The 26,089-nt window shown below is 69.8% G+C and carries 24 protein-coding genes; 15 read left to right on the top strand and 9 right to left on the bottom strand.

Annotated features, from left to right (window positions below):
• Nucleotides 1–45: 45 nt before the first annotated feature.
• Nucleotides 46–471 carry a YciI family protein gene (locus tag BQ2383_RS13260; RefSeq protein ID WP_091034915.1) on the top strand — a complete coding sequence of 142 codons (426 nt, stop codon included), beginning with the start codon at nt 46–48 and terminating at the stop codon, nt 469–471.
• A complete protein-coding gene (locus tag BQ2383_RS13255) occupies nt 471–1,766 on the top strand; it encodes an RNA polymerase sigma factor (RefSeq protein WP_091034912.1) in 1,296 nt (431 codons plus the stop codon). The genes BQ2383_RS13260 and BQ2383_RS13255 overlap by 1 nt, the downstream gene beginning before the upstream one ends.
• A gap of 64 nt (nt 1,767–1,830) precedes the next feature.
• On the opposite strand, the gene BQ2383_RS13250 is transcribed toward BQ2383_RS13255, so the two are convergent.
• Both BQ2383_RS13250 and BQ2383_RS13245 read right to left on the bottom strand, forming a co-directional pair.
• Nucleotides 1,831–2,103: a GlsB/YeaQ/YmgE family stress response membrane protein gene (locus tag BQ2383_RS13250; RefSeq protein ID WP_028502343.1), complete on the bottom strand. Its 273-nt coding sequence runs from the start codon at nt 2,101–2,103 to the stop codon at nt 1,831–1,833.
• 159 nt (nt 2,104–2,262) lie between these two features.
• Nucleotides 2,263–3,189, bottom strand: a complete 927-nt coding sequence (locus BQ2383_RS13245; protein ID WP_091034910.1) for a Bax inhibitor-1/YccA family protein — start codon at nt 3,187–3,189, stop codon at nt 2,263–2,265.
• Nucleotides 3,190–3,279: 90 nt separating this feature from the next.
• Between BQ2383_RS13245 and BQ2383_RS13240 the strand changes: the two genes are divergently transcribed.
• On the top strand, nt 3,280–4,266 hold the full coding sequence (locus BQ2383_RS13240) for a glycerophosphodiester phosphodiesterase family protein (RefSeq protein WP_091035863.1): 987 nt from the start codon (nt 3,280–3,282) through the stop codon (nt 4,264–4,266).
• Nucleotides 4,267–4,293: 27 nt separating this feature from the next.
• Here BQ2383_RS13240 and BQ2383_RS13235 read toward each other — a convergent pair whose 3' ends face one another.
• Together BQ2383_RS13235 and BQ2383_RS13230 are read right to left on the bottom strand one after the other, a co-directional pair.
• Nucleotides 4,294–4,755, bottom strand: a complete 462-nt coding sequence (locus BQ2383_RS13235; RefSeq protein WP_091034907.1) for a hemerythrin domain-containing protein — start codon at nt 4,753–4,755, stop codon at nt 4,294–4,296.
• A gap of 25 nt (nt 4,756–4,780) precedes the next feature.
• On the bottom strand, nt 4,781–5,179 hold the full coding sequence (locus BQ2383_RS13230) for a YccF domain-containing protein (RefSeq protein ID WP_046748802.1): 399 nt from the start codon (nt 5,177–5,179) through the stop codon (nt 4,781–4,783).
• 89 nt (nt 5,180–5,268) lie between these two features.
• Here BQ2383_RS13230 and BQ2383_RS13225 point away from each other — a divergent pair, with 89 nt between their 5' ends.
• From BQ2383_RS13225 to ligD, 6 genes are all read left to right on the top strand, one after another.
• Nucleotides 5,269–6,294 carry an ABC transporter ATP-binding protein gene (locus BQ2383_RS13225; RefSeq protein WP_091034904.1) on the top strand — a complete coding sequence of 342 codons (1,026 nt, stop codon included), beginning with the start codon at nt 5,269–5,271 and terminating at the stop codon, nt 6,292–6,294.
• Nucleotides 6,291–7,310, top strand: a complete 1,020-nt coding sequence (locus BQ2383_RS13220) for an ABC transporter permease (protein WP_091034902.1) — start codon at nt 6,291–6,293, stop codon at nt 7,308–7,310. Before BQ2383_RS13225 ends, BQ2383_RS13220 begins: the two co-directional genes overlap by 4 nt.
• A 168-nt stretch (nt 7,311–7,478) precedes the next feature.
• Entirely contained in the window at nt 7,479–10,592 is a 3,114-nt protein-coding gene (locus BQ2383_RS13215) for a lamin tail domain-containing protein (RefSeq protein WP_091034899.1), read from the top strand.
• Between the two features lie 104 nt (nt 10,593–10,696).
• Nucleotides 10,697–13,171, top strand: coding sequence for an ATP-dependent helicase (locus BQ2383_RS13210; protein WP_091034897.1), 2,475 nt, complete (start codon nt 10,697–10,699; stop codon nt 13,169–13,171).
• Between the two features lie 62 nt (nt 13,172–13,233).
• Complete coding sequence (locus BQ2383_RS13205; RefSeq protein WP_091034894.1) at nt 13,234–14,373, top strand: SseB family protein; 1,140 nt, start codon at nt 13,234–13,236, stop codon at nt 14,371–14,373.
• 71 nt (nt 14,374–14,444) lie between these two features.
• Entirely contained in the window at nt 14,445–15,518 is a 1,074-nt protein-coding gene (gene ligD / locus BQ2383_RS13200) for a non-homologous end-joining DNA ligase (protein WP_091034891.1), read from the top strand.
• 15 nt (nt 15,519–15,533) lie between these two features.
• On the opposite strand, the gene BQ2383_RS13195 is transcribed toward ligD, so the two are convergent.
• Together BQ2383_RS13195 and BQ2383_RS13190 are read right to left on the bottom strand one after the other, a co-directional pair.
• Nucleotides 15,534–16,577, bottom strand: a complete 1,044-nt coding sequence (locus BQ2383_RS13195; protein WP_091034889.1) for an ATP-dependent DNA ligase — start codon at nt 16,575–16,577, stop codon at nt 15,534–15,536.
• Between the two features lie 60 nt (nt 16,578–16,637).
• On the bottom strand, nt 16,638–18,089 hold the full coding sequence (locus BQ2383_RS13190) for a phytoene desaturase family protein (protein ID WP_091034886.1): 1,452 nt from the start codon (nt 18,087–18,089) through the stop codon (nt 16,638–16,640).
• Nucleotides 18,090–18,153: 64 nt separating this feature from the next.
• On the opposite strand from BQ2383_RS13190, the gene BQ2383_RS13185 reads away from it, so the two are divergent.
• Both BQ2383_RS13185 and BQ2383_RS13180 read left to right on the top strand, forming a co-directional pair.
• The gene (locus BQ2383_RS13185) at nt 18,154–18,642 is read left to right on the top strand and encodes a hypothetical protein (RefSeq protein ID WP_091034884.1); all 489 of its coding nucleotides are present in this window, start codon (nt 18,154–18,156) and stop codon (nt 18,640–18,642) included.
• 2 nt (nt 18,643–18,644) lie between these two features.
• Nucleotides 18,645–19,166, top strand: coding sequence for a GNAT family N-acetyltransferase (locus BQ2383_RS13180; RefSeq protein WP_208617672.1), 522 nt, complete (start codon nt 18,645–18,647; stop codon nt 19,164–19,166).
• Nucleotides 19,167–19,209: 43 nt separating this feature from the next.
• On the opposite strand, the gene BQ2383_RS13175 is transcribed toward BQ2383_RS13180, so the two are convergent.
• Nucleotides 19,210–20,010 carry an AraC family transcriptional regulator gene (locus BQ2383_RS13175; protein WP_091034881.1) on the bottom strand — a complete coding sequence of 267 codons (801 nt, stop codon included), beginning with the start codon at nt 20,008–20,010 and terminating at the stop codon, nt 19,210–19,212.
• A gap of 54 nt (nt 20,011–20,064) precedes the next feature.
• Between BQ2383_RS13175 and BQ2383_RS13170 the strand changes: the two genes are divergently transcribed.
• Nucleotides 20,065–21,348, top strand: a complete 1,284-nt coding sequence (locus BQ2383_RS13170; protein WP_091034880.1) for a CynX/NimT family MFS transporter — start codon at nt 20,065–20,067, stop codon at nt 21,346–21,348.
• A gap of 21 nt (nt 21,349–21,369) precedes the next feature.
• On the opposite strand, the gene BQ2383_RS13165 is transcribed toward BQ2383_RS13170, so the two are convergent.
• Together BQ2383_RS13165 and BQ2383_RS13160 are read right to left on the bottom strand one after the other, a co-directional pair.
• A complete protein-coding gene (locus BQ2383_RS13165) occupies nt 21,370–22,605 on the bottom strand; it encodes an acyl-CoA dehydrogenase family protein (RefSeq protein WP_091034877.1) in 1,236 nt (411 codons plus the stop codon).
• Between the two features lie 63 nt (nt 22,606–22,668).
• Nucleotides 22,669–23,328: a TetR/AcrR family transcriptional regulator gene (locus tag BQ2383_RS13160; RefSeq protein ID WP_091034875.1), complete on the bottom strand. Its 660-nt coding sequence runs from the start codon at nt 23,326–23,328 to the stop codon at nt 22,669–22,671.
• Between the two features lie 59 nt (nt 23,329–23,387).
• On the opposite strand from BQ2383_RS13160, the gene BQ2383_RS13155 reads away from it, so the two are divergent.
• The 3 genes from BQ2383_RS13155 to sucD all read left to right on the top strand — a co-directional run bounded on the left by BQ2383_RS13155 (nt 23,388) and on the right by sucD (nt 25,942).
• Nucleotides 23,388–23,741 (top strand): DUF2510 domain-containing protein, encoded by a 354-nt coding sequence (locus tag BQ2383_RS13155; protein ID WP_244176012.1) that lies wholly within the window; start codon nt 23,388–23,390, stop codon nt 23,739–23,741.
• 113 nt (nt 23,742–23,854) lie between these two features.
• Nucleotides 23,855–25,021, top strand: a complete 1,167-nt coding sequence (gene sucC / locus BQ2383_RS13150; RefSeq protein WP_029262293.1) for an ADP-forming succinate--CoA ligase subunit beta — start codon at nt 23,855–23,857, stop codon at nt 25,019–25,021.
• 18 nt (nt 25,022–25,039) lie between these two features.
• The gene (gene sucD / locus BQ2383_RS13145; protein WP_091034872.1) at nt 25,040–25,942 is read left to right on the top strand and encodes a succinate--CoA ligase subunit alpha; all 903 of its coding nucleotides are present in this window, start codon (nt 25,040–25,042) and stop codon (nt 25,940–25,942) included.
• Nucleotides 25,943–26,089 lie beyond the last annotated feature (147 nt).

Genomic DNA, 26,089 nt, shown 5'->3' with positions numbered 1-26,089 from the left:
GAAGTGAGAGGGTCGAGAGACGGCCCTTCGAACAAGGAGAACATCATGAAGTTCATGCTCATCATGCGCGCAGACGACACCGCCGTCGAGGCATACAAGGAGATGCCTTTCGAGCAGGTCATCGAGGCCATGGGCAAGTACAACGAGTCGATGATCAAGGCCGGCGTGCTGGTCGCGGGCGAGGGCCTGACCGACGCCGCCGAGGGATTCGTCGTCGACTTCAGCGCCGAGAAGCCGCTCATCACCGACGGCCCCTACGGCGAGACCAAAGAGCTGTTCAACGGGTTCTGGATCGTCGAGGTCTCGTCGCGCGAGGAAGCCGCCGAATGGGCGAGCCGCGCACCCCTCGGCGCCGGATCGTTCCTCGAAGTGCGTCGTGTCACCGGTGTGGAGGACTTCCCGGCCGACAACGAGTGGATCGAGAAGGAAGCCGGCTGGCGCGAGGAAGCGGCACAGCGCGCCCAGCAGTGATGGACGGATCCGCGAACGACGAGACGGCGCGCTCCGCCCCCGAGGACGGGTCGGCGGAGCGTGCGGTCGCCGCGGTGTGGCGCATCGAGTCCGCGCGCATCGTGGGGGCGCTCACCCGCATGGTCGGCGACTTCGGACTCGCGGAGGACCTCGCCCAGGAGGCGCTGGTCGATGCGCTCCGGCAGTGGCCGGTCGAGGGAGTGCCGCGCAACGCGGGGGCCTGGCTCACGGCGGTCGCGAAGCGCAAGGCGATCGACGGGTGGCGCCGCGCGGAGCGCCTGGATGCCCGGGTCGCCGCTCTCGGTCACGACCTGGAGCGGGAGCAGGCCGAGGCGCCGGACGTGCTGTGGGACCCGGATGCGGTCGACGACGACGTGCTGCGTCTGATCTTCATCGCCTGCCACCCGGTGCTGTCGAAGGAAGCGCAGGTCGCCCTGACGCTGCGGGTGGTCGGCGGTCTGTCGAGCGAGGAGATCGCCCGCGCCTTTCTCGTGCCGACGGCGACCGTGCAGCAGCGGATCGTGCGGGCGAAGAAGACCCTCGCCGCGGCGAACGCTCCCTTCGAGGTGCCGCCCCGCGAGGAACATGCAGCGCGTCTGAGTGCCATCCTCGGCGTGCTGTACCTCATCTTCAACGAGGCGCATGCGGCGAGCAGCGGCCCGGAATGGATGCGGCCCGAGCTGAGCGACGAGGCCATCCGTCTGGGCCGGGTGCTCGCGGCGCTGATGCCGCGCGAGCCCGAGGTGCACGGCCTGCTGGCGCTGATGGAGCTCACCGCGGCGCGGTTCGCCGCGCGCGTGGACCGGAACGGCGATCCCGTGCTGCTCGCCGATCAAGACCGTGGGCGGTGGGATCGCGGGCGCATCACCCGCGGTCGAGCGGCGCTGGCGACGGCCGACGCACTCGGCCGCGGTCGCGGTGCCTACTGCCTGCAGGCCGCGATCGCCGAGTGTCATGCCGTGGCGGCATCCATCGATGACACCGACTGGGACCGCATCGTGCTGCTCTACGAAGCGCTCGGACGGGTAGCCCCCTCGCCGGTGGTGGAGCTCAACCGCGCGGCGGCGGTCGCGATGGCGACCGGCCCGGCATCCGCGTTGCGCATCATCGATCAGCTCTCGAGCGCGGGAGCGCTGCGCGGGTACCACCTGCTGCCCGCGACCCGGGGGGAGCTGCTGCGCCGGCTCGGGCGCGAGGAGGAGGCGCGGAGCGAATTCGCGGTCGCCGCCGGCCTCGCGGGGAACGATCGCGAACGGTCGCTGCTCGAGCGGAAGGCCGCCGGGGCAGAGAAATGACCCGCCCCCTTCGGGAAGCACGAGGCTGCCGAAGGGGACGGGCGTGTGGGACTTCGGGGAAGCGTCAGTCGTTGACCTTCTGACCGCGACCGGCGATCAGACCGTAGATCAGCAGCACGACGATCGAGCCGGCGATGGCGAGGAGCCAGGTGCCCAGATCCCAGAACTCGGTCAGCGGACGGTTGAGGATCAGGCTGCCGAGCCAGCCGCCGAGCAGGGCGCCGACGACGCCGAGAAGGAGGGTGATGAACCACCCGCCACCCTGCTTGCCGGGCAGGATCAGCTTGGCGATGGCCCCGGCGATGAGGCCGAGGAGAAGAAAGCCGAGAAAACTCATGGTCAGCTCCTATGTGTCGGGAGCCCCGGGGTGCCAGGGCTTCGTGACACCCACACTGCCGCTCTTCGAGACCGCACGACAACCCCTTGCGCACACCTCCCCGGGTATGCCAAAAGGCCCGCCTCCAGGGGAGACGGGCCTTTCGAAAGACGGTTCGCGTCAGTTGTTGCCGCGGACGATCGCGATGATGCGCAGGATCTCGACGTAGAGCCACACGACCGTGACCATGATGCCGAAGGCGCCGAGCCAGCCGTACTGGCGGGGAGCCCCGTTGCGGACGCCCTGCTGGATCTGGTCGAAGTCGAGCACCAGCGAGTACGCGGCCATGATGACCACCAGGACGCCGATGATGACGCCGAGCGGGATGCCCATGATGGTGGCGCTGAGCATGCCGAACGCCTGGTCCTGCGGCAGCACGCCGGTCCACATGAGGACCAGGTTCAGCAGCGAGAAGACGAGGTAGCCCATCATGGCGATCATGAAGATCTTGGTCGCCTTCTTCGACGCGCGGATCTTTCCGCTCGCGAAGAGCGCCAGGGTCACACCGACGACCGATACGGTCGCGAGCGTCGCCTGGAAGACGATGCCCGGGTAGATGACCTCGAAGAACGCCGAGATGCCACCGATGAAGAGGCCCTCGAGCGCGGCGTAGCCGAAGATGAGCGCGGGGCGCACCTTCTTGCGCGACGTGAAGGTGATGACCATCGCGAGCACGAAGCCGCCGAGCGCGCCGATGATCCACGGCATCATGTTGACGGGCGCCGGGTTCTGGGGGTTGTACGGCGGAGCGTCGATCCCACCGAGCGTCCACACCCAGCCGATGGCGGCGGTGACGAGCAGGATGGCGAACAGGCCGGCGGTCTTCCAGACGGTGTCCTCGACGGACATCCGGTCGGTCTCGATCGCACCGGCAGGCGGCGCGGCGTACATGCCCTCGAGCTGCGCGTTGGCCGCGACATCCATCGCCCCGTGCTGGAGCGAGGCGTTCTGCGCGCCCTGAGCAGCCTGAGGTCCGCCCGGGTAGGTCGCGACATTGCGCGGGTCCTGCTGCTGGAAAGCAGGGTTGTTGAAAGCGAAGTTGCTCATTGGTGGGCCTCACTCCAAAGGGGGGTAGTAGGTCTCTTTCCTCCACGATACTCGGGCGATGGCGCTCCGGGCGTGTTCTACGCTGAGAGCGTGCCCAGGAAATCACCCCTCGTCATCGGGCACCGCGGTGCGCCCGGCTATCGACCGGAGCACAGCCGCTCCTCCTACGAGCTCGCGCTCGCCATGGGCGTGGATGCCGTGGAACCCGACGTCGTGGCTACGAAGGACGGCGTCCTCGTCGTGCGGCATGAGAACGAGATCTCGGGCACGACCGACGTCGCCCTGCATCCGGAGTTCGCCGACCGCAAGACGACCAAGCGCGTCGACGGACAGGCGCTGACCGGCTGGTTCACCGAGGACTTCACCTGGGGGGAGCTGTCGACTCTGCGCGGACGCGAGCGCCTGCCCGAGGTGCGGGTGTCGAGCGCGAGCTTCGACGACTCGCAGGCCATCCTCCGCCTGCGGGACGTGCTCGACATCGTGCGCGACGGCTCGGTCGAGCACGGCCGAGAGATCGGTGTGGTGCTCGAGGTCAAGCACGCCACGTACTTCGCGAGCATCGGCCTCGATCTGGCTCCGTTGATCGAGCGCGAGCTGCGGGACGCGGGCTGGGCCGACGGAGAGCTGCCTCTGGTGATCGAGTGCTTCGAGTCGACGGTGCTCGGACAGTTGCGCGAGCGCGGCGTCGCGGCGTCGTACATCTACCTCATCGAGGCGACCGGCCGCCCGTACGACCGGCTGGTGGCCGAGGGCAAGCAGGCGCTCACGTACAAGGCGACCGTCACTCCGCAGGGGCTCGACGGTCTGGTGGGCCGTGTCGACGGCATCAGCGTCAGCAAGAAGATGCTGCTCGACCGCGGCAACACGATCGTCGCCGATGCGCATGCGCGCGGCCTGCAGGTCTTCACCTGGACGTGCCGGCCGGAGAACGCGTTCCTGTCGCCGGAGTTCCGCGGCTCGGGTGGACGCTCGGCGTTCGGGGACTACGAGTCGGAGTGGGGCGTCATCGCGCGCCAGGGTATCGACGGCGTGTTCGTGGACCACCCCGATCTGGGCGTCGCGTTCTTCCGCAGCTGAGCGGAGGTGCCTTCCGGCCGCCGCGGGTCAGAGCGGACCGAGGACGGTCTTCACGTCGCCGTCGAGCGCGAGTGCGCGCAGCGGTTCGAGGATCTCGCGCTCCTCGAACCGGAAGTGCGACTCCATGATCGCGGCGATGCCGTCGAGGTGTCCGGCGATCGCGCGCGCATCGTCTCCGCGCTCGGCTGCGGTGCGCAGCGAGCCGAGGAGGTGGGCGAGCATCGAGTGGTCCTGCATGAGCTTGTCGATCACACCGCCGAGTTCGGGATGCTCCGCGCGCAGCGCGGGGAAGAGCGCGCGATCCTCGGCGCCGTGGTGGCCATCGAGCGCCGTGCAGAAGCCGATGCAGTAGAGCACGAGCTCGGAGGTGGGGTCCGGTGCCGCTTCGCCCTGCTCGAGGGCCTCGCGGGTGGCGGCGAGTGCCGCGCGCAGACGGGAGTGTGCCGAGCGGAGCTCGTGATCCCAGGCGATCAGGCGGGCGGCATCCATCGCCCCAGTGTAGGCAGGGGCCGCGTCAGAGGGTGCGGTCGAAGGCGCCGCGACGGGTGGAGACGATCTCCTTGCCGAGCGGCATGAGCGAGACCGGGACCATCTTGAAGTCGGCGATGCCCATCGGGATGCCGATGATCGTGATGCACAGCAGGATGCCGGAGACGATGTGGCCGATCGCGAGCCACCAGCCGGCGAGGATCACCCATAGGACGTTGCCGAGGAAAGAGCCGACGCCGGCCGTCGGCTTGCTGATGACCTCGCGGCCGAACGGCCAGATCGCGTAGGCGGCGATGCGGAACGAGGCGATCGCCCACGGGATCGTGATGATCGGGATGCACAGCAGGATGCCGGCCAGGACGTACCCGAGGAAGAGGGCCCATCCGGCCAGGATGACCCAGATGATGTTGAGGATCGTGCGCATGGGGAGATTGTGTCACCCGTGCGGCTCGGTGTCTGAGCATCCGCCCCGAGGTCCCGGGCGCGCGGCGGTCCGGATGCCAGACTGACCGCATGACCGGAATCGTGGTGCAAGACGTCAGTAGAGCGTTCGGGACGGTGCAGGCGGTGCGAGGGGCCACCCTGCGAGCCGAGCCGGGCCGCGTGACCGGACTGGTCGGGCCGAACGGAGCGGGCAAGACGACGCTGCTCCTCATGCTCGCCTCACTTCTCGCCCCGGACAGCGGGACGATCAGCATCGGCGGCGTCGATCCGTCGGTCGATCCGCTCGCTGCACGGCGTCTGCTCGGCTGGATGCCCGACGCACTCGGCGCCTGGCCTTCGCTCACCGCGCGGGAGACCATCGTCACGACCGCCCGCCTGTACGGCATCGAGAAGCCGGATGCCGCCGCGCGGGCGCAGCAGCTGCTCACGCTCGTCGGGCTCGGGGAATTGGCGGACTCGCCCGCGAAGGTGCTGTCGCGAGGGCAGAAGCAGAAGCTCGGCCTTGCGCGCGCGCTCGTGCACGATCCGCAGGTGCTGCTCCTCGACGAGCCGGCATCCGGACTCGACCCCGAGGCGCGGGTCCAACTCCGCGAGCTGCTGCGTCGTCTGGCCGCCGAGGGGCGCACGGTGCTGATCTCGAGCCACATCCTCTCGGAGCTGGAAGAGGTCGTCGATGACTCCGTCTTCCTCGTGGCCGGAGCGGTGGTCGACGCCGGTCCCCTGCAGACCTCTGTACGCGCGTGGCGCGTGCGGCTGGCGGGCGCGACTCCCGAGCGTCTGAACGCCGACACCTGGCAGGTGGCGTCGAACCTCGGTCTCTCCCCGGATTCCCTCGCCACCGATCGCGGTGCGGTGCTGGTCGGATTCGCCGGTGAAGACGCTGCGGCGCAGTCGCTGCGCCGGCTCGTCGAGGCGGGCCTGCCGGTCGCGGAGTTCGCCCCCGCGCAGAGCGACCTGGAGCACACGTTCCTCAACCTGCCGCATGCGCCGCTGCCGCAGGCCGCCGCTTCCGCCCCGCCGCATCCTGCGCCGCCTGCCGCACCACCAGCACCACCCGCCCCCGCGGCACCGACCGGAACGGAGGCGGGAGCATGAGCCTCGCGAACATCGGGATCATCGCCCGACTCGAACTGACCCAGCGGCTGCGGAGCGTCGGCTGGTACGTCCTCCTGGGTGTCTTCGCGCTCATCCTGCTCGGGGTCACCGGACTCGCGTTCGCCGTGTACTCGTGGGGTGACTTCGTCGGCGCGGGCGTCTACTCGATCGTCGTGAACATCGTGCTGCTTCTGGTCGTGCTGGTGTCGCCGACACTCAGCGGCAACGCGATCAACGGCGACCGTGATGCCGCGACCCTCGCCGCGGTCCAGGTGACCGCGGCGTCGACCGGCGACATCATGCTCGGCAAGCTCCTCGCCGCCATCGCGACCGGCGGGGCCTTCCTGCTCGTCGCCGTGCCGTTCCTCGCCCTGTCGCTCCTGGGCGGGGGAGCGGATGCGCTCGTGCTGCTGGTCTCGCTGCTCGTGCTCGCGGTCGAGATCATCGTGGTCGCGGCCATCGGCGTCGGCCTGAGCGGACTCATCGCCCGCCCGCTGTTCTCGGTCGCGGCGACGTATCTCGTGGTCGCCGGCCTCGTGTTCGGCACGCTCATCGCCTTCGGGTTGGGCGGCATGGCCGTGCGCAGCGAGGCGACGACGTACTCGCGCCCGTACGACGCGAACGGCGCGCCCATCTGCGACGACTGGGAGGTCGGCACCACCTACGAGGTGCCGCGGTTCGACTACGTCTGGTGGGCGCTGTCGGCCAACCCGTTCGTCGTGCTCGCCGATGCGACGCCCACGGAGTTCTCGCCCGAGGGCTACCCGGTCGACCTGTTCGGCCAGATCAAGCTCGGCGTGCGCAGCGCGCAGCAGTCGCCGCTCGAACAGCGCTGGGACGAGTGCGACCCGAACGGCGGCTACCGCACGCCGGAGGAGATCATGGACTCGTCTGTGCCCAGCTGGTTCGTGGGACTCGGCGTGCAGATCGTCATCGCCGGCTCGCTGTTCGCCGGAGCCTGGGCGCGCACGCGGACGCCCGCGAAGCGTCTGCCGCCGGGCACCCGCATCGCCTGAGGACGTGAGAACGGAAGGGGAACGGGAAATCGCCACCTCCCGTTCACCTTCCGTGCACCGGAGAGATTCTTCGCGTCCACGCGGGATCGGTGGTCTGGGCTGGTACCCGACTGAGTCCGGTCGGGCCCCGCCTGGGGGCCCGCCGGCCGAGCCCACCAGGAGTCCTCCATGCCCCGCCTGCAATCCGCAGCCGCGGTCGCGGCGGTGTGCGCACTGAGCGCCGCCGCCCTGCTCGCCACTCCCGCCGCCGCCATCGGCGCCTCTCCCGGCATCCGCCCTGCAGAGACGGTCTCGGCCGCGCCGAGTCTCGTGCTCAACGAGATCGTCTACGACGACGCGGCGACCGGTCTCGCCGACCAGATCGAGATATACAACGCGGGCACCGAGACGGTCGACCTCGCCGGTTGGAAGGTCGCCGACGAGAAGCGCGACAGCTTCGGCGCGGCGCCCGAGGGCACGTCCCTCGCCCCCGGTGAGTTCCTCGTGCTCGTGAAGGACGTCGACTTCCCGTTCGGTCTCGGCAAGGGCGACGAGGTCGTGCTCTTCGATCCGAGCGGCGCCGAGGCCGACTCCTACGCCTACGAGAACACCGCGCCGCTGTCGGTGTGGGCGCGCTGCGCCGACGGCACGGGCGAGTGGGCGCATGCCACGGCAGCGACCCCTGGCGTGGCGAACGACTGCACGGTCGCACCCGTGTCGGGATCCATCGTGATCAACGAGGTCGACTCGCAGCCCGCCGACTGGGTCGAGTTCTACAACCCCGGAACCGAGGCGCTCGACATCTCGGGCTACGAGATCCGTGACAACTCCGACGATCACCGCTGGCGGTTCCTGGCCGGCACGCAGATCGGCGCAGGCGAGTTCCTCGTGGTCGACGAGGGCACGATCGGTCTCGTCGGAGGGGCCGAGGCGGCCTTCCGCGACCCGATCGGCATCGGCAGCGCCGACCGCATCCGCCTGTTCGACGCGGCGGGAACGCAGATCGACGACACCCTCCCATGGGAGGGGCACGCGGCGATCGACGGAGACTTCTCCGCCGCCACGCTCGCACGCTGCCCGGACGGCGTCGGCGCGTTCGTTCTCGCGCACTCGACCCCCGCAGCCGCCAACTCGTGCGTCATGCCCGACGTCGTGATCAACGAGATCGAGTCCAACGGCGACACCACCGACTGGGTCGAGGTCACGAACACCGGCAGCACGGCCGTCGACCTGTCCGGCTGGACCGTCATGGACAACGACCCGACCGGTCACGCGGGTGAGACCACCCCGCTGCCGGCCGGCACGACGCTGCAGCCGGGCGCGTACTTCGTGTTCGACCAGCCCGCGAACTTCGTCTTCGGTCTGGGCAACGGCGACACCGTGACGGTTCGCGATGCGAACGGCAACACCGTCGACGAGCACGTGTACACCGCTCACGCCGCGGGTGTGCTGGCGCGCTGCGCCGACGGCTCCGGCGACTTCGTCGATGTCGCGGTCTCGACCAAGGGACTGCGCAACGCGTGCGGCAAGCCGGTGCGCATCAACGAGGTCGAGTCCGACGGCGGCTCGCCCGACGACTGGGTGGAGCTCGTGAACCCGACCGACGCGGCCCTCGACGTCTCGGGCATCGTGGTGAAGGACGACGACGACGCCCACGCGTATTCGATCCCGGCCGGAACCCGCATCGGCGCGGGGGAGTACCTCGTCATCGAGCGCGAGCAGCTCGGCTTCGGCCTGGGCGGTGGCGACGCGGTGCGGCTGTTCGACGGCGAGCTGCTCGTCGAGGAGACCAGCTGGGGCGAGGGCCACGCTGCCGTCACCTGGGGGCGCTGCCCCGACACGACGGGTGCGTTCGCCGCGACGACAGAGTCCACGAAGGGTGCCGCGAACGTCTGCGCCGGCGAGGTCACCGTCTCGCCGTGGCCCGGATCCGCCGAGGTCCGCGTGCTCGACAGCATCCCGACGTTCCTCGAGGACAGCTCGGGGCTCGACGTGCAGGAGACCGCCGACGGCGCGTTCCTCTGGGCGGTCGACAACGGCGAGGGCCGCATCTGGAAGCTCGAGGCGCACGCCGACGGCTCGGTCGAGAAGGTCGACGGCTGGGATGCGGGCAAGCGGGTCCGGTTCCAGAAGGACGCCGCAGACGCGGGTGCCGCAGGCCCGGACACCGAGGGCATCACGGTCGACGGAGAGGGCTTCGTGTACGTGGCCTCCGAACGTGACAACAGCGCCAAGGGCGTGAACCAGAACAAGGTCCTGAAGGTCGACCCCGAGGCGGCGAACGGCGACCTCGTCGCACAGCAGGAGTGGGACCTCACCGCGCTGCTGCCCTCCGTCGGTGCGAACCTCGGTATGGAGGCCGTGCAGTGGGTGCCGGATGCCGCGCTCGCCGGAAAGCTCTTCGACGGCAACACCGGTGCGGCGTACAAGCCCACGGACTATGCCGGCCACGGTGGCGGGCTGTTCCTGGTGGCGGTCGAGGACAACGGTCACGTGTACGCGTTCGCGCTCCGCGGTGACGGGACCGCGACGCTGGTCTCGGAGGTCGCTCCCGGGCTCGCCGGCGTGATGGCTCTCGACTACGACAGTGTGCGCGGCACGCTCTGGGCCGTCTGCGACGACGGCTGCCAGGGCCGTTCGGCCGAGATCACCCTCAACGGCACCGCCCAGCCGGGCATCGTCCAGTACGCGCGTCCTGCCGGCATGCCCGACATCAACAACGAGGGCTTCGCGACCGCGCCGGCCTCGCTCTCGGTCGACGGTCAGCGTCCGGTGTGGTGGTTCGCCGACGGCTTCGCCTCCGAGTCGCTGCGCACCGGAACGCTTCCGGGCGTCGACGGTGAGAATCCCGGTGGCGAGAACCCCGGCGGGGAGAACCCCGGTGGCGAGAACCCGCCGCTGCCCGGCACGGACCTGGTCGACGGCAACCGCAACGGCGTGACGGTCGATCCCGCGGTCGCCACCCGCGGTCAGAAGGTCACGGTCACCGTCGGCGCGGACGCGGCGGGGGAGGACATCGCGGTGTGGATGTACTCAGACCCGGTGCAGCTCGCGACAGGCACGCTGTCCGCGGCAGGGTCGATCACCGTGACGGTCCCGACCGATGCCGCGCTGGGTGCGCATCGGATCGCGGTGTACGACGCCGATGGAGCATTGCTCGGCTGGGCCGACATCCGCATCTCGGAGGGCGCGGGCGGGCTCGCCGCGACCGGTGCCGAGTTCCCCGTCGCCGCGATCGCGCTGGCGCTGATGCTCCTGGTCGCGGGAGGGGCGGCGGTCCGCCGCCGCACGCGCACCGTCTGAGATCGGTGGGGTGCGCGGGTTCGTCCGCGCATCCCTCCGCAGCAGTCGTGGGCGCGGCCTCCTCGTGCCGCAATGTCGGTGCCGACGCCTAGACTCATAAGGCCATGACCGAAGCTCCTCTCATCGTCCCCGGATCCGTCGGCCCCCGCTCCTCCGGGGCCCCGGGACAGGACGATCTCCTCGCCGGCCTGAACCCGCAACAGCTCGAGGCCGTCACCTATCGCGGCCCCGCGCTCCTCATCGTCGCGGGTGCCGGATCGGGTAAGACGAGCGTCCTCACCCGTCGCATCGCCTCGCTGCTCCGCGCGCGTGAAGCCTGGCCGAGTCAGATCCTCGCGATCACCTTCACCAACAAGGCCGCCGGCGAGATGCGGGAGCGCGTCGAAGGACTCATCGGCGACGCCGCGCGCGGCATGTGGATCTCGACGTTCCACTCGGCCTGCGTCCGCATCCTGCGCCGCGAGGCCCAGCAGTTCGGCTACACGAAGTCGTTCACGATCTACGATTCCGGCGACTCGCGCGCGCTGCTGAAGCGCCTGGTCAAGGAGCACGAGGCCGACGCCTACGGGCTCACCCCGGCATCCGTGCAGTCGCGAATCTCCAAGCTGAAGAACGAGCTGTCCGACGCCGAGTCCTACGCCCGGCAGGCCAACATGAGCGACCCGGCCGAGCGGGTCTTCGTCGAGGTCTTCGCCGACTATCAGCGGCAGCTGCAGAAGGCCAACGCCTTCGACTTCGACGACCTCATCGGTCAGACCGTCTACCTGTTCCGGGCGTTCCCGCAGGTCGCCGACACGTACCGTCGACGGTTCCGGCACATCCTCGTCGACGAGTACCAGGACACGAACCACGCGCAGTACTCGCTCATCCACGAGCTCACGCGCCCCGTCTCCGGTGCTGCGGGCTCTGCCCCCGACCCGTATGCGTCCAACGGCATGATGATCTTCGAGCCTGATCCCGCGCCCACGGCAGACGCCGGTGGACCGGGCGCCTCGCTCACCGTGGTCGGCGACTCCGACCAGTCGATCTACGCCTTCCGCGGTGCCGACATCCGCAACATCAGCGAGTTCGAACGCGACTTCCCAGGCGCCCGTGTGGTGCTGCTCGAGCAGAACTACCGCTCGACGCAGAACATCCTCTCCGCCGCGAATGCGGTGATCGGCAACAACTTCGACCGCAAGGACAAGAAGCTCTGGAGCGACAAGGGCGACGGCGACGCCATCATCGGCTTCACCGGCTACTCGCAGCACGACGAGGCGCAGTTCGTCGCCGACGAGGTCGAGGCGCTGCACCGTGCGGGCATGCCGTACTCCGAGATGGCCGTCTTCTACCGCACGAACTCGCAGTCGCGTGCGCTGGAAGAGATCTTCATCCGCTCGGCCGTGCCCTACAAGATCATGGGCGGCACCAAGTTCTACGACCGCGCCGAGATCAAGGACGCGCTGGCCTACCTGGTGGCGGTCGCGAACCCGGCCGACGAGATGTCGGTACGACGCATCCTGAACAAGCCGCGGCGCGGCATCGGAGATGTGACCGAGACGGCCATCGCCCGTTTCGCCGAAGAGCATGGCATCAGCTTCCGCGACGCGCTGTCGATGCCGGGGCAGCTCGGCGTCGGCCCGAAGATCCAGGCCGCGATCGGACAGCTCGACGCCGTGCTCGCCGAGGCTGCCGCGATCCTGACTCCCGCCACCGGCGAGGTGCCGCCTCCCACGAGCGTGGCCGACGGTCTGGGCGTGCTGCTCGGCAAGAGCGGCTACCTCGACGCGCTGCGCGCCAGCCGCGACCCGCAGGACGAGGCTCGTGTCGAGAACCTCGACGAGTTCGTGGCCGTCGCCCGCGACTTCGCCCGCAACAACCCCGAGGGCACGATCGTCGACTTCCTCACCGAGGTCGCGCTGGTGTCCGACGCCGACGACCTCGACGACGAGTCCGGTTCGGTCTCTCTGATGACCATGCACACGGCGAAGGGCCTGGAGTACGACGCCGTGTTCGTCACGGGTGTCGAGGAAGACTTGATCCCGCACCGCATCTCGGCGGGAGAGCCCGGTGGGCCGCAGGAGGAGCGACGACTCTTCTACGTCGGCATCACTCGCGCCCGCAAGCGGCTGCACCTGTCGCTCGCCATGACGAGAGCGCAGTTCGGCGAGGTCACCGTGGCGATGCCCAGTCGCTTCCTGCAGGAGATCCCGGCGAACCTCATCGACTGGCGGCAGTCGCCCGGTGACGTGAACTCCCGCGGCGGCATGCAGTCGCGGGCGCTGAACGCCCGTCGCCAGGGCGGTTTCGGCGGCTCCGGCTCGGGCGACCGGTTCGCCGTCAAGGCGCTGCCCGGTCGCGACTCCCTCAAGCCGCTCTCGACCGCGATGGACAAGTTCCCCAACCGGGTCACGGCCAAGATGCGCGACAACGGCGACCTCGAGCTCACCGCGGGCGACCGCATCCGTCACGTCGACTTCGGCGAAGGGCGGGTGGATGCCGTGACCGGCGAGGGCGCGAAGCGCATCGCCCACGTGCGGTTCGACTCGGCAGGGCAGAAGAAGCTGCTCATCAAGGTCGCGCCGATCGAGAAGATCTAGCCCGCGCCCCGCGCCCGGCAACGGCGGAGCACGCAGGGGAATGCCGGTTAGGCTGGCTGATTATGGCCCTCTTCTCCCGCCGCAAGAAGTCCGCAGACGATGCTGTCACTCCCGCCCCCGACGTGGAGGAGACCGCGACCGGGTCGGATGCCGTGAACGCCGATCAGGCCACGACCGAGGCCGAGCAGCCCGTCGAGGCGCCGTCGATCGGCATCTCGGTGCAGGCGTTCCGTGGCGTCGGTGCCCAGGCCGGGCCCGAGGTCGCGCTGCCGACCTCCGATGCGCAGCCCGAGGCGGCAGCCGCGGACCCGCGTCCGGCGCAGCCCGCTGCTCCCGCGCAGCCCGCAGCGCCCGAGGAAAGGCGTCTTCCGCTCGCCTCGCCCCTGCCGCCCGAGCAGACCGAGACCGTCGCCGGGATGAAGGACAACGTCCTGCTCCGCGAAGCCCTCACCGAGATCGAGGCGGGCGCGAGCAATGACCAGCTCCTCGGTGTGATGCGTCAGGCGCTCCAGGGCCACCTCTACATCCGCGTGAACGGCGACGCGCGTGCGCAGATCAGCGAAGGAAAGCCGCTGTCGGTCGCTGTCGTGCGCGACAACGACGACCGGCAGTTCATGCTGGCCTTCAGCTCGGCCCGTGCCGTGCGCGATTCGGTACAGCTCGAGGCCGACCCCGCCGCGACCTCTGCCGTCGCGCAGCCGGTGACCTCGGTGCTCCAGCAGGTCGTGTCCGGTGACTTCGCCGGCCTCATCGTCGACAACGCCTCCGCCCCGCATCGCGTGGTGTTCCCCACCGATCTGCTGCAGAAGACGCTCGAGCAGGCTGACGTCGACATGACGGTCAAGAGCATCCTCGCCGCTCCGCGCGAGCAGGACTCGACGCTCAAGGTCGGCGAAGCGCTCGCGGTGAAGCGCATGTGGGTCGCCGTGAACGAGGGTGACGGCAGCGGCCAGGCCGGTATCGCCGAGGCGCAGACCACCGACGGGCGCCGCTTCCTGCAGCTGTTCTCCCACCCCCTCGAGGTGATCGCCCTGGGCCGCGGCGACCGTCCGCTCCCGTTCGAGCCGGAGCAGCTGGCGAAGGTCCTGTCGAGCCATTCCGACATGGCGGGCGTGATCGTGGACTCCGCGGGTCCGTCGATCGTCGTCGAGCGGGATGCGCTCACCCCGGTTCTCGCGCTGGCTGTCGCCCTCGGCGACTGAGCGGTACCGGAGCCCGTTGCCCCTACCGGCGCGGGGTTCCGTCGGTCGGGGCATCGCTCTAGGGTCGGAGCATGGCCTCAGAACGTGTGACCCTGACCATCGCCGACTCCGACGGAGAGCGCGATGTGGCCCTCTCGAGCCCGAACCGGGTGGTGTGGCCCGACCTCGGCATCACGAAAGCGGAGCTGGCCGAGTACGCCCAGCTCGTCGCGGTTCCCTTCCTCGCGGCCAACGGCAACCGTCCGGTGTCGCTCGAGCGCTTCCGCGACGGCGTCGGCGCGTCCGACGGACCGCGCGCCGAGGGCTTCTTCTCGAAGAACCCGCCCAAGGGGACGCCCGACTTCGTCGACGCCGTCACCGTCACGTACAACAGCGGACGTCAGCATCCGCAGATCGTGCTCAACCGGGCGAGCGCGATCGTCTGGGCCGTGCAGATGAACACGATCGTGTTCCACCCCTGGGCGTCGCTGGCCACCGACGCCGACAACCCCGTCGAACTGCGCATCGACCTCGACCCGCAGCCGGGTACGGACTTCGCGGATGCCGTGACCGCCGCGCACACGCTGCGGGAGGTGCTGCGCGAGGCGGGGCTCGAGGCGTTCGCCAAGACCAGCGGCAACCGGGGACTGCATGTGTTCGCGCCCATCGAGCCGACCCACGAGTTCCTGGACGTGCGGCACGGCGTGATCGCGGCCGGGCGCGAACTGGAGCGACGGATGCCGGAGCAGGTCACGACGAACTGGTGGAAGGAGGAGCGCGGGGAGAGGATCTTCGTCGACTTCAACCAGGCCAACCGCGACCGGACGATGGCCGGCGCCTACAGCCCGCGCGCGCTGCCGGGGGCGACGGTCTCGACGCCGGTGCAGTGGGACGAGCTCGACGGCTTGGATCCGCGCACGTTCACGGTGCGCAGCATCCCGAAGCGCCTCGAGGAGGTCGGTGACCCTTGGGCGACGATGCAGGATTCGCCCGGCCGCATCGACACCCTGCTGGAGTGGTGGGAGCGCGACAGGGAGAACGGACTGGGAGAGATGCCGTTCCCGCCCGAGTTCCCGAAGATGCCGGGGGAGCCGCCCCGCGTGCAGCCGAGCAAGAAGGTCGCCGCCAACTGGGACGAAGACGGTGCTCCTGCCGAGAAGGACTGAGTCGGCGCGAACCCGTCAGCGGAGGACGTCGGCGAGGTCGTAGCCGGCGACCGTGTCGAGCTGGTCGTAGGTGCAGGAGCGGGCGTCGCGATCGGGCCGCCACCGCTCGAACTGCACCGTGTGGCGGAAACGGGCGCCTTCGAGCTGGTCGTAGCGCACCTCGAGCACCCGCTCGGGACGCAGCCGCACGAACGAGACGTCCTTGCCGCCGCTGAACCTCGACCGCTCGCCTTCTGCGGTCACCGCTTCACCGCTGTCGTCGCGCTCGACCAGGGGAGCGAGCTCCTCGACGAGTTCCTGCCGCCGCGCGTCGCTCCAGGCGGCCACGCCGCCGACCTGCCGCAGCACCCCGTCGTCGCCGTACAGACCGACCAGGAGCGAACCGACGCCGGATCCGGACTTGTGGATGCGGTAGCCGAGCGCCACCACATCGGCCGTCCGGGCGTGCTTGATCTTGAACAGCGTCCGCTTCCCCGGCGCATACGGCTGGTCGAGGGGCTTGGCGACGACCCCGTCGAGTCCTGCGCCTTCGAACTCGGCGAGCCAGCGGACGGCCGCGTCGCGGTCTCGGGTCGTGCGGGTGATGTGCAGCGGATGGTCGACACCATCCATGAGCGTCTCGAGGCGGGCTCGTCGGGTCTCGAAGGGCTGCGTCAGCAGATCGTCGTCGCCGAGGGCGAGCAGATCGAAGGCGATGAACATCGCCGGCGTCTCCGCCGCAAGCTTCGCGACGCGGGAGGCCGCCGGGTGGATGCGCTGGCTCAGCGCCTCCCAGTCGAGGCGCTGCGAGCCGAGTGGTCCGGTGGCGACGACGATCTCCCCGTCGAGCAGGCACGGTCCGGGCAGCAGCTCGGGGATCGCCTCGACCAGCTCGGGGAAGTACCGTGTCAGCGGCTTCGCGCCCCGGGACCCGATCTCCACGGTCTCGCCGTCCCAGGCGATGAGGCCGCGGAAGCCGTCCCACTTGGGTTCGAACAGGAGCCCACCGGAGGTTTTCGCCGGGTCCGGAACCGCCGGCACCGCTTTGGCGAGCATCGGCGCGGGGATCTCGTAGCGCATGGTCCCATCCTGGCCGCGGGTCATCGATTCCGGTACCCCGGCGTCGCCGCCGATCGAGCGTCAGCCGAACACGTCGTCGAGCCCGGCCGGCATCCCGGCGTCGTGCAGCACGGTGCGGGCCGCGTGCCAGCCTGCCATGCCGTTCACCGCGGGGCCGGGCGGAGTCGATGCCGACGCCAGGTACACCCCGCGCATCGGGGTGCGCCAGGGCGCCGGAGACAGCACGGGGCGCCGCACCGCCTGCCGGATGTCGAACGCGCCGCCGGAGATGTCTCCGCCGATCTCCCCGGGGTTGATGGCCTCCCGAGACGACGCAGGAACCGCGTGATGAGCGAGGATCAAGTCCCGGAAGCCGGGCGCGTAGCGCTCCACCTGCGCCGTGATGAGCTCGGTGGGGTCGAGGTCGGAGCCTTTCGGCACATGGATGTATGCCCACAGGACGGCTTTGCCCTCGGGCGCGCGCGTCGGGTCGAAGACGGAGGGCTGCACGGCGAGCACATAGGGGCGTTCGCTCACACGCCCGGCGGCCACGGCGTTCTCGCTCGCCCACACTTCGTCGCGGGTGCCGCCGAGGTGCACGGTCACGGCGTTCCGCACCTCCGGGTTCGACCAGGGGATGGGGCCGTCGAGCGCGAAGTCCACCTTGGCCGCGGCGGCGCCGTAGCGGTACCCGCGGAGCGCTCTGGCATATCCGGTCGGCACGTCGGGGTGGGTGAGCGCGAGCCGGGGCGAGGTGTTCAAGAGGAGAACATCCCCGCGGGAAGGGTCGCCGGCGTCGAGGGTGCGCAGGTCGTTCACACGCGCGCCGGTCTCGACCGTTCCGCCGTGCGCCTCGAGGTCGGCCACCAGGGCATCGGCGATGGTCTGCGAACCGCCGCGGGGGTAGGGCCAGCCTCCTGCGTGCGCGAGAGCGGCGAGGAGCAGCCCTGCCGCTGCCCCGGCAAGGGTCGGCTGCGGGGAGTTCGCGTGAGCGACCACGCCTGACATCAGCGCGGCGGCCTCCTCGGTCCGGAACGCCGTGCGGGCGAGAGGGGTGCCCTGGTCGAGCATCCGGATCGCGTAGCGCGCCGCGGTGACGGGGTCCGCGGGTATCCGGAGGAGCTGATTGCCGGTGAAATCCGTCACCCCTTCGATGTGGGTGCTGAGCGGGCGCAGGCGGGCCAGCCAGGCGTCGCGGTCGACTCCCAGGGTCGCGGCGGTGCGCTCGATGTCCCGCCAGGCGACGGCCGCGCGGCCGCCGTCGAGGGGGTGGGCGAACGAGATGTCGGGGCGGATCCACTCGATGCGCTCGTCGAGCCGGAAGGCGCGGAAGAACGGCGAGGAGACCGCCGCCGGATGCACGGCGGAGCACACGTCGTGGCGGAAGCCCGGAAGCGTCCCTGTCTGGGTGCGCAGTCCACCGCCGATCGTGTCGGCGGCCTCGAGAACGCGGACCTCATAGCCGGTGCGGGCGAGTGCCACCCCGGCGGCGAGGCCGTTGGGTCCGGATCCGATGATCGTCGCGCGTGCCATGCGGCCAGTCTCGCACGGGCAGAGTGGTCGAAAGAGGGGGTTGCGGCGTGCGATCCTGGAACAAATGAAAGAAGTACAAGGGCCGACCCCCGCAGGCACCTCCCGTCCATACCGTTCGCTCCAGGAAGCGCTGCGCGCGCACCGCATCGACCCGTCGAACCACGCGTTCATCGCGGAGATCACCCAGACGATCGGAATCAGCTCGTTCATCGACCGTGGTCGCTACATCGAGGCCATCCGTCGTGGGGAGGGCGCCGCGCTGCACATCGGACGCACCTACACGAACGGCTTCACCGAGGACGAACGACTCGTCGTCGGTTCCGCTCCGCTTCGTCTGCAGCCGAGCGAGGGTCGCGCGCCCTACTTCTACGTCAGCCACCCGAGCGAGTTCATCCCGCTGACCCCGCCGCGCGCGGCCAAGCGCACGACGACTCCTCGCGTTTCCGCGCCCCGCGCCGGGAAGGCGCCGAAGCCGGTCGAGGAGCGCGAGTACGGCGTGTGCGACGTGTGCTTCATGGTGAAGACCCCCGCCGGCGGCTGCGGCTGCGACTGACGGTGAGCGCCGGCACGCAGGGTCCGCTCGAGCGACCGGTGGTCCGCGTAGCCGATCTCACCGGTCCGGATGCGATCGAGGTCGGTTCCGCGGTGCGGGCGTATCTGCTGCAGACCGAGCTCGAGAAGCACCAGCAGGAAGGGGCCGTTCCGGACCCTGCTGCCCCTCTCCCGGAACGCTATCGCCGTGAGGTCGAGGACCCCTCCGCCGCCTACGCCGGATATCGGGTGCTGATCGCGCAGCTCGCGGAACGCGTCGTCGGTGTGGTCGTGCTCACCTCGCGGGACGGGATCGCGGAGATCAAACGTCTCTGGGCGGTTCCTGCAGCCCGCGGCCGCGGTGTGGGTTCGGCGTTGCTCGACAGTGCCGTGCACGCGGCGGCCGAATCAGGCGCGACCGAAGTTCGGCTGTCCGTCTGGGACTGGCGACAGGGTGCTCTGCGCCTCTACGAATCGCGCGGCTTCGAGCGCGTGCCGTCCTGGGACGACCGGGAGCGGCTCGTGTGCATGGTGCGCCCGGTCTGATTCGGCTGCGAGCCCCGCGCCCGCCACCGACGCGAGCGCCGGCTCACGGCAGGAGTTGCGACAGGCGATAGCGGCCGGGGGTCATCCCCACGAGCGGGGTGAACTGCTCGATGAACTGGCTGGTCGTCGCCCACCCGCACGCGGCAGCCGTGTCGGTCACCGAGGTGCCGTCGGCGAGCAGGACGAGCGCCCGGTGCACGCGCAGCTGGAGACGCCACTGCCGATATCCCATGCCGGTCTCCTGTGGGAACAGCCGGCTCAGCGTCCGCTCGGTCGTGCCGGTGCGCGCGCTGAGCTCGCCGAGACTCACCGGCAGGGCGAGGTCGTCTTCGACGATGCGGGCCGCGCGACGCAGACGCGGATCCTGGGGTTCGGGCAGGTGCAGCGGCTGTTCCGGCGCGGTGATCGCCTCATCGACGATCACACGGCGCAGGTGGTCCAGCGCGCTCGCGGCGCGTGAGCGGTCGGACGTCATCGCCAGCACGGCCTCGCGGGCGAGCGGCGTCGCGACGAGCACGGCGGGGGAGGTGGGCAACAGGGAGGCCAGCTCATCGGTCAGGTGGACGATGCGCATGTCCGTGCGTCCGTGCGCCCGATGACGATGCTCGGCGCCGGCGGGCACCCATGCCATGCGCGTCGACGGCGCGATCCAGGCGCCTTCGTCGGTGAGCAGCGACAACACTCCTGAGGCCGCGTGCACCAGGTGCCCGAGCGGGTGCGCGTGGCGCGGCGACGTCTCCGCGTGCGCGAAGCGGTAGGCACCCTCCATCGGAAGGGTTTCGAGGGAATCGAAGTCGACGAGCTTCAGATCGACCAGTCGAGAGGATTGGCGAGTATTCGACATCGAGATGTAGTTTACGTGTTTCCTGATGGGTGGGCCGGATGCTGGACTCGAGGCATGACCACGATGCAGGAGCCGTTCGATACCGCCCCGACCCCGCTGACCACGCCGTCCGTTCGCCGCGGTGGCGTCCTCACCGGGATCTATGTGGGCATCGGTCTGCTGATGATCGCGCTGAACCTGCGCATGGGCGTCGCGTCGGTCGGACCGGTGCTCCCCGCGATCGAGCACGACCTCGGCATCCCCGCGGCGGCGGCCGGACTCCTGACCACGATCCCCGTGTTCGCGTTCGGTGCGTTCGCGTTCCTCACCCCGACGCTGACGCGCTGGATCGGACTGCATCGGCTGCTCGCGCTGACGATGGTGGTCGTGGCACTCGGCATCGGCATTCGCCTCCTTCCCTCTCCGCTGGCGCTCTTCGGCGGCACGGTGCTGGTCGGGGCGGGCATCGCGGTCGCCAACGTCTGCATGCCCGCCGTGATCAAGCAGGACTTCGCGCACCGTCTCGGCCTGATGATGGGGCTGTACTCGACGGCGCTGTTCCTCGGTGCCGCGGCGGCCGCCGCCCTGACCGTGCCGTTCATGACCGCGCTCGACGGATCGTGGCGGGGTGCTCTGGCGATCTGGGCGATTCCCGCCGTGCTGGCTCTGCTCATCTGGCTGCCCCGGGCGATGCGCGCGATCACCGGTTCAGCGACCGCGCCCGGTGCCCCCGTCGACGCGATCGTGGAACCACGGGACGAGCCGCGGATGTCTGCGCTGCTGCGCGACCCCGTCGCGTGGGCGGTGACGGGATTCATGGGCTTGCAGAGCCTGAGCTACTACGCGGCCCTGACCTGGATCCCGACGATCCTGCAGGACGCTGGCGTGCCGGTGTCCGATGCCGGCCTGCTGCTGTCGTACTCGAGCCTTCCCGGTATCGCGGCGGCGCTGCTCGTGCCGACGATGTTGCGCCGCATCCGACCGACGTGGCTTCCCGTCGTGCTCTCCGCACTCCTGTGCGCAGCCGGGCTGATCGGTCTTCTCGTCGCGCCGGGAGGAGCTGCGCCCTGGGTATGGATGACGCTGCTCGGGCTCGGACAGGGAGCGGCCATCGCCCTCTCGCTGACGTACATCGTGCTCCGCGCGGCCGATGCAAGGCACACGGCGCATCTGTCGACCATGGCGCAGGGGATCGGCTATCTGCTGGCGGGTCTCGGTCCGATCGGCCTCGGCACCCTGCACGCCGCTGTCGGGGGATGGGCCATTCCTGTCGCGGCGCTGGTCCTGCTTCTCGGCGTGCAGGCCGTGGCCGGGGCAGCGGCGAGCCGGGAGCGCCACGTGCGCGCTGGCCGTCGGTGATCCGGCCCGCAGGGTCGCGTCTCAGGCGAACGCGCTCATCCCGGTGATGTCACGCCCGAGCAGCAGCGCCTGCACGCTCTCCGTGCCCTCGTAGGTGTGAATGGCCTCGATATCGGCCATGTGCTGGATGACGCCGTTCTCGAGCAGGATGCCGTTGCCGCCGAGCAGGTCGCGGGCGGTCGAGGCGATGCGTCGCGCGGCGCGCGTGTTGTGGAACTTCGCGAGCGACGCCTGGGTCGGGCGCAGCTCGCCCGCGTTCTCGAGGTCGGCCATCCGCCGGCAGTACAGCTGCATGGCGGTGAGGTCTTCGAGCATGTGGGTGAGGCGCTCCTGCACCATCTGGAACTTCGCGAGCGGCTTGCCGAACTGCACGCGCTGGGTCGCGTAGGCGAGTGAGGCCTCGTAGCAGGCGGTCGCGTGTCCGAGCGCCGACCAGGCGACGCCGGAGCGGGTCGCGTACAGCACCGTCGAGGCGTCCTTGAAGCTCTTCGTCCCGGGCAGCACGGCGTCGAGCGGCACGCGCACGTCATCCAGGACGATGTGGGCCTGGTGGATCGCCCGCAGCGAGGCTTTACCGCGGATCACGCTGCCCGTATAACCCGGGGTGTCCTGCTCGACGAGGAAGCAGCGAACCGCGCCGTGCTCGTCGGCGCCCTCGTCGTCGATCCGCGCCCACACGAACGTGATGCCGCCGGACGCGCCGTTGCCGATCCACTTCTTCGCGCCGCGGATGACCCACGAGTCGCCGTCGCGGCGGGCGACGGTCTCGAGGGAGACGGAGTCCGAGCCGTGGTCGGGCTCGGTCAGCGCGAAGGATCCGAGGACCGAGCCGTCGGCGAGAGCGGTCAGCCACCTCTCCTGCTGATCCGGGGAGCCAAACAGGGCGAGGGTGCGGAGGGCGAGCCCGCCCTGCACGGCGAGGATCGTGCCCAGTGAGCCGTCGCCGCGGGAGATCTCCATGTTGACGAGCCCGGCGGCCAGTGGCGACAGGCTCGTGAGTGAAGGGTGCTGGACGCCGTCGACGACGAGGTCCATCTCGCCCATCCGACGGGCCGCCTCCAGCGGGTACTCCGCGCGGTCCCAGGCATCCGCCATCTGCGGGGCGACCTCGTCGACGTACGACTTCGCCCGGTCCCACGCCTCGCGGTCGGCGGCGGAGACGTCGGTGAAGACGGCGTAGTAGTCGCTGTCCTGACGTGCGGTGATGTCGTACGACGAGACGCGCTCGCCGGGGAACGGGGTGGCTGCATCGCTCATGGGGCTCCTTCGTGGACCTGAGTATCGTACTCCTCGATACTCGGTTCCACGACCCTCGAGCGGCTAGTCGAGCTCCGACTGCAGGCGGCGGCTGACCTCGGCGATCGGCATCGAGCGCGGGAACACCGCGACGACCATGTCGTCCGGGGCGGTGGCGGCTTCGCCGGCCACACCGTAGCGGCGGCGTACGTCGGCCAGTGCCGTCTGCAGAGTCGACAGCGGCACCTTCTTGCGCCCGCGCAGCAGCTGGCGCAGCACGTGGTTGTGCACGGCGGTCACGAGGGCGGCGAAGCCCACGGCATCCAGCGGGTCGACGCCGGGAAGTGCGCCGCGCAGGTACTCGTCGAACAGGCGCTCATAGCGGAAGACCGTGATGATCTCGCGTTCGCGCAGCACGGGCACCTCACGCACGATCTGGTAGCGACGGCGGGCGAGCTCGGGGTCGTGCGCGAAATGCGCGAAGACCGACTCGGATGCCGCGCACACCGCGCCCCACGGGTCGTCGTGCCCCTCGTCGAGGAACTCCCTGAGCTGCTCGAGGAGCACCTCGTGGTCGGCGAACACCACGTCTTCCTTTCCGCCGAACTGGCGGAAGAAGGTCGAGCGCGAGACGCCGGCGGCCTTGGCGATCTGTTCCACCGAGGTCTGGTCGAACCCCTGGGCGCTGAAGAGTTCGAGCGCTGCGGCCACGACGCCGGTGCGCAGTTCTGCGGATTCGTGCATGGCGAAAGCCTAGACCTCGGCGGGCGGAGACGCCGAGGTGAGGCCGTCATACTGGGAGCGTGAGTGAGCGCGGGATTGCGGCCGGATGGTTCGAGACGCGCCGTCGCGGCACTCTGCGGTGGTGGGACGGCTCGCGCTGGACCGAGCACATCGCGGTGCGAGGGCGGACGACCACGCTGGCGGTGGAGAGCGCGACCGTGCGCAGACAGCTCCTCGTCACCGAACTCGTGCTCGTGGCTGTCCTCGTCGGCTCGATCCTGATCGCCCTGTGGGGCTCGCTGCCGGTGCTCGTGGTGAGACCCGTGGTCGTCGCCGTCGGTGCGGCCCTCGTCGTCGTCCCGCTCGTGATCTCGCGACAGCTCCGTCTTGCCGCGCTGCCGGCGAGGCGCTGGGGTGTGCCGACGCTCCGCTGACCCGGCGTTGCCGCTGCCGCAGGAGCGTCCAGGCCGAGGTAGTAGGCTGTGGGACTGGTCGATGTCTCGACATCGAGAGAATTACCAGACAGCAGCCCAGTGAAGGAACCACAGTGGATCTGTACGAGTACCAGGCACGAGACGTTTTCGAAAAGTACGGAGTGCCGGTCCTCGCCGGCATCGTCGCGGACACCCCTGAAGAGGTGAGGGCGGCCGCCGAGAAGATCGGCGGAGTGGTCGTCGTCAAGGCTCAGGTCAAGACCGGCGGCCGTGGCAAGGCGGGCGGCGTCAAGGTCGCCAAGACCCCCGACGAGGCGTACGAAGCAGCGAAGGCCATTCTCGGCCTCGACATCAAGGGCCACGTCGTCAAGCGCGTCATGGTCGCGCAGGGTGCGCGCATCGCCGAGGAGTTCTACTTCTCCGTGCTGCTCGACCGCGCCAACCGCTCCTACCTGAGCCTCTGCTCGGTCGAGGGTGGCATGGAGATCGAAGAGCTCGCGGTGGAGCGTCCCGAGGCGCTCGCGCGCGTCGAGGTCAACCCGCTCACGGGCATCGACAAGGAGAAGGCCGTCGAGATCGCTCGCGCGGCGAACTTCCCCGAAGACCTCGTCGAGAAGGTCTCCGACGTATTCGTCAAGCTCTTCGACGTCTACAAGGGCGAGGACGCGACGCTCGTCGAGGTCAACCCGCTGGTCCGCACCGAAGAGGGCGACATCATCGCGCTCGACGGCAAGGTCACGCTCGACGACAACGCCTCCGAGATCCGTCACCCCGAGCACGAGGCGCTCGAGGACAAGGACGCCGCAGACCCGCTCGAGGCCAAGGCCAAGCAGTCGGGCCTCAACTACGTGAAGCTCGACGGCGAGGTCGGCATCATCGGCAACGGCGCAGGGCTCGTCATGTCCACGCTCGACGTGGTCGCCTACGCGGGCGAGAACCACAACGGCGTGAAGCCGGCCAACTTCCTCGACATCGGCGGCGGCGCATCGGCCGAGGTCATGGCCGCAGGCCTCGACGTCATCCTCGGCGACCCGCAGGTCAAGAGTGTGTTCGTCAACGTGTTCGGTGGCATCACGGCGTGCGACGCCGTCGCCAACGGCATCAAGGGTGCCCTCGAGACGCTGGGCGCCACGGCCTCCAAGCCGCTCGTCGTGCGCCTCGACGGCAACCGCGTCGACGAGGGTCGCGCGATCCTCGCCGAGTACGCGCACCCGCTCGTGACCCTGGCCGCCACGATGGACGAGGGCGCCGACAAGGCCGCCGAGCTCGCCAACGCCTGAGACTGAAGGACTAGAAGAATGTCGATCTACCTCAACAAGGACTCCAAGGTCATCGTCCAGGGCATCACCGGCGGCGAGGGCACCAAGCACACCGCGCTGATGCTCAAGGCCGGCACCCAGGTCGTCGGCGGCGTGAACGCCCGCAAGGCCGGCACCACGGTCGCCCACACCGACAAGGACGGCACCGCCGTCGAGCTGCCCGTCTTCGCCTCGGTCGCCGAGGCCATGAAGGAGACCGGCGCCGACGTGTCGATCGCCTTCGTGCCGGGTGCGTTCACGAAGGACGCGATGATCGAGGCCATCGACGCCGAGATCCCGCTGCTCGTCGTCATCACCGAGGGCGTGCCCGTCGGCGACTCGGCCGAGGCCTGGGCTTACGCGCAGAGCAAGGGCAACAAGACCCGCATCATCGGCCCGAACTGCCCCGGCATCATCACGCCGGGCGAGGCGCTCGTCGGCATCACGCCCGCGAACATCACGGGCAAGGGACCGATCGGCCTCGTGTCGAAGTCGGGCACCCTCACCTACCAGATGATGTTCGAGCTGCGCGACCTGGGCTTCTCGACCGCCATCGGCATCGGCGGCGACCCGGTCATCGGCACCACGCACATCGACGCGCTCGCCGCGTTCGAGGCCGACCCCGAGACCAAGGCCATCGTCATGATCGGCGAGATCGGCGGCGACGCCGAGGAGCGTGCGGCCGATTACATCAAGGCGAACGTCACCAAGCCGGTCGTCGGCTACGTCGCGGGCTTCACGGCTCCCGAGGGCAAGACCATGGGCCACGCCGGTGCGATCGTCTCCGGCTCGGCCGGAACCGCTCAGGCCAAGAAGGAGGCCCTCGAGGCCGCCGGGGTCAAGGTCGGCAAGACGCCGTCCGAGACGGCAGACCTGATGCGCGCGATCATCGAGTCGCTCTGATCTGAGTTACGCTTGATCTGAAGGCCCTGGACTCCACTCCGGGGCCTTCTTTCATGCCCGGGTCCCCGGTCATGCGCGGTTCCGGGAGTGAGAGCACAGCCGCCCCGACGGCCGACCCGCGCGCCTCACCCTGCGCGTGACACCGGT

This window comes from Microbacterium oxydans, from assembly GCF_900095745.1.
GTDB classification, from domain to species: domain Bacteria; phylum Actinomycetota; class Actinomycetes; order Actinomycetales; family Microbacteriaceae; genus Microbacterium; species Microbacterium oxydans_B.
This window is presented reverse-complemented; position numbering and strand designations above follow the sequence as displayed.

Bases quoted from the DNA above. Each gene is read 5' to 3' on its own strand.
- BQ2383_RS13260 (WP_091034915.1), top strand. From the start codon at position 46: ATGAAGTTCATGCTCATCATGCGCGCAGACGACACCGCCGTCGAGGCA.
- BQ2383_RS13255 (WP_091034912.1), top strand. From the start codon at position 471: ATGGACGGATCCGCGAACGACGAGACGGCGCGCTCCGCCCCCGAGGAC.
- BQ2383_RS13250 (WP_028502343.1), bottom strand. From the start codon at position 2,103: ATGAGTTTTCTCGGCTTTCTTCTCCTCGGCCTCATCGCCGGGGCCATC.
- BQ2383_RS13245 (WP_091034910.1), bottom strand. From the start codon at position 3,189: ATGAGCAACTTCGCTTTCAACAACCCTGCTTTCCAGCAGCAGGACCCG.
- BQ2383_RS13235 (WP_091034907.1), bottom strand. From the start codon at position 4,755: ATGGATGCCGCCCGCCTGATCGCCTGGGATCACGAGCTCCGCTCGGCA.
- BQ2383_RS13230 (WP_046748802.1), bottom strand. From the start codon at position 5,179: ATGCGCACGATCCTCAACATCATCTGGGTCATCCTGGCCGGATGGGCC.
- BQ2383_RS13225 (WP_091034904.1), top strand. From the start codon at position 5,269: ATGACCGGAATCGTGGTGCAAGACGTCAGTAGAGCGTTCGGGACGGTG.
- BQ2383_RS13220 (WP_091034902.1), top strand. From the start codon at position 6,291: ATGAGCCTCGCGAACATCGGGATCATCGCCCGACTCGAACTGACCCAG.
- BQ2383_RS13215 (WP_091034899.1), top strand. From the start codon at position 7,479: ATGCCCCGCCTGCAATCCGCAGCCGCGGTCGCGGCGGTGTGCGCACTG.
- BQ2383_RS13210 (WP_091034897.1), top strand. From the start codon at position 10,697: ATGACCGAAGCTCCTCTCATCGTCCCCGGATCCGTCGGCCCCCGCTCC.
- BQ2383_RS13205 (WP_091034894.1), top strand. From the start codon at position 13,234: ATGGCCCTCTTCTCCCGCCGCAAGAAGTCCGCAGACGATGCTGTCACT.
- ligD (WP_091034891.1), top strand. From the start codon at position 14,445: ATGGCCTCAGAACGTGTGACCCTGACCATCGCCGACTCCGACGGAGAG.
- BQ2383_RS13195 (WP_091034889.1), bottom strand. From the start codon at position 16,577: ATGCGCTACGAGATCCCCGCGCCGATGCTCGCCAAAGCGGTGCCGGCG.
- BQ2383_RS13190 (WP_091034886.1), bottom strand. From the start codon at position 18,089: ATGGCACGCGCGACGATCATCGGATCCGGACCCAACGGCCTCGCCGCC.
- BQ2383_RS13185 (WP_091034884.1), top strand. From the start codon at position 18,154: ATGAAAGAAGTACAAGGGCCGACCCCCGCAGGCACCTCCCGTCCATAC.
- BQ2383_RS13175 (WP_091034881.1), bottom strand. From the start codon at position 20,010: ATGTCGAATACTCGCCAATCCTCTCGACTGGTCGATCTGAAGCTCGTC.
- BQ2383_RS13170 (WP_091034880.1), top strand. From the start codon at position 20,065: ATGACCACGATGCAGGAGCCGTTCGATACCGCCCCGACCCCGCTGACC.
- BQ2383_RS13165 (WP_091034877.1), bottom strand. From the start codon at position 22,605: ATGAGCGATGCAGCCACCCCGTTCCCCGGCGAGCGCGTCTCGTCGTAC.
- BQ2383_RS13160 (WP_091034875.1), bottom strand. From the start codon at position 23,328: ATGCACGAATCCGCAGAACTGCGCACCGGCGTCGTGGCCGCAGCGCTC.
- sucD (WP_091034872.1), top strand. From the start codon at position 25,040: ATGTCGATCTACCTCAACAAGGACTCCAAGGTCATCGTCCAGGGCATC.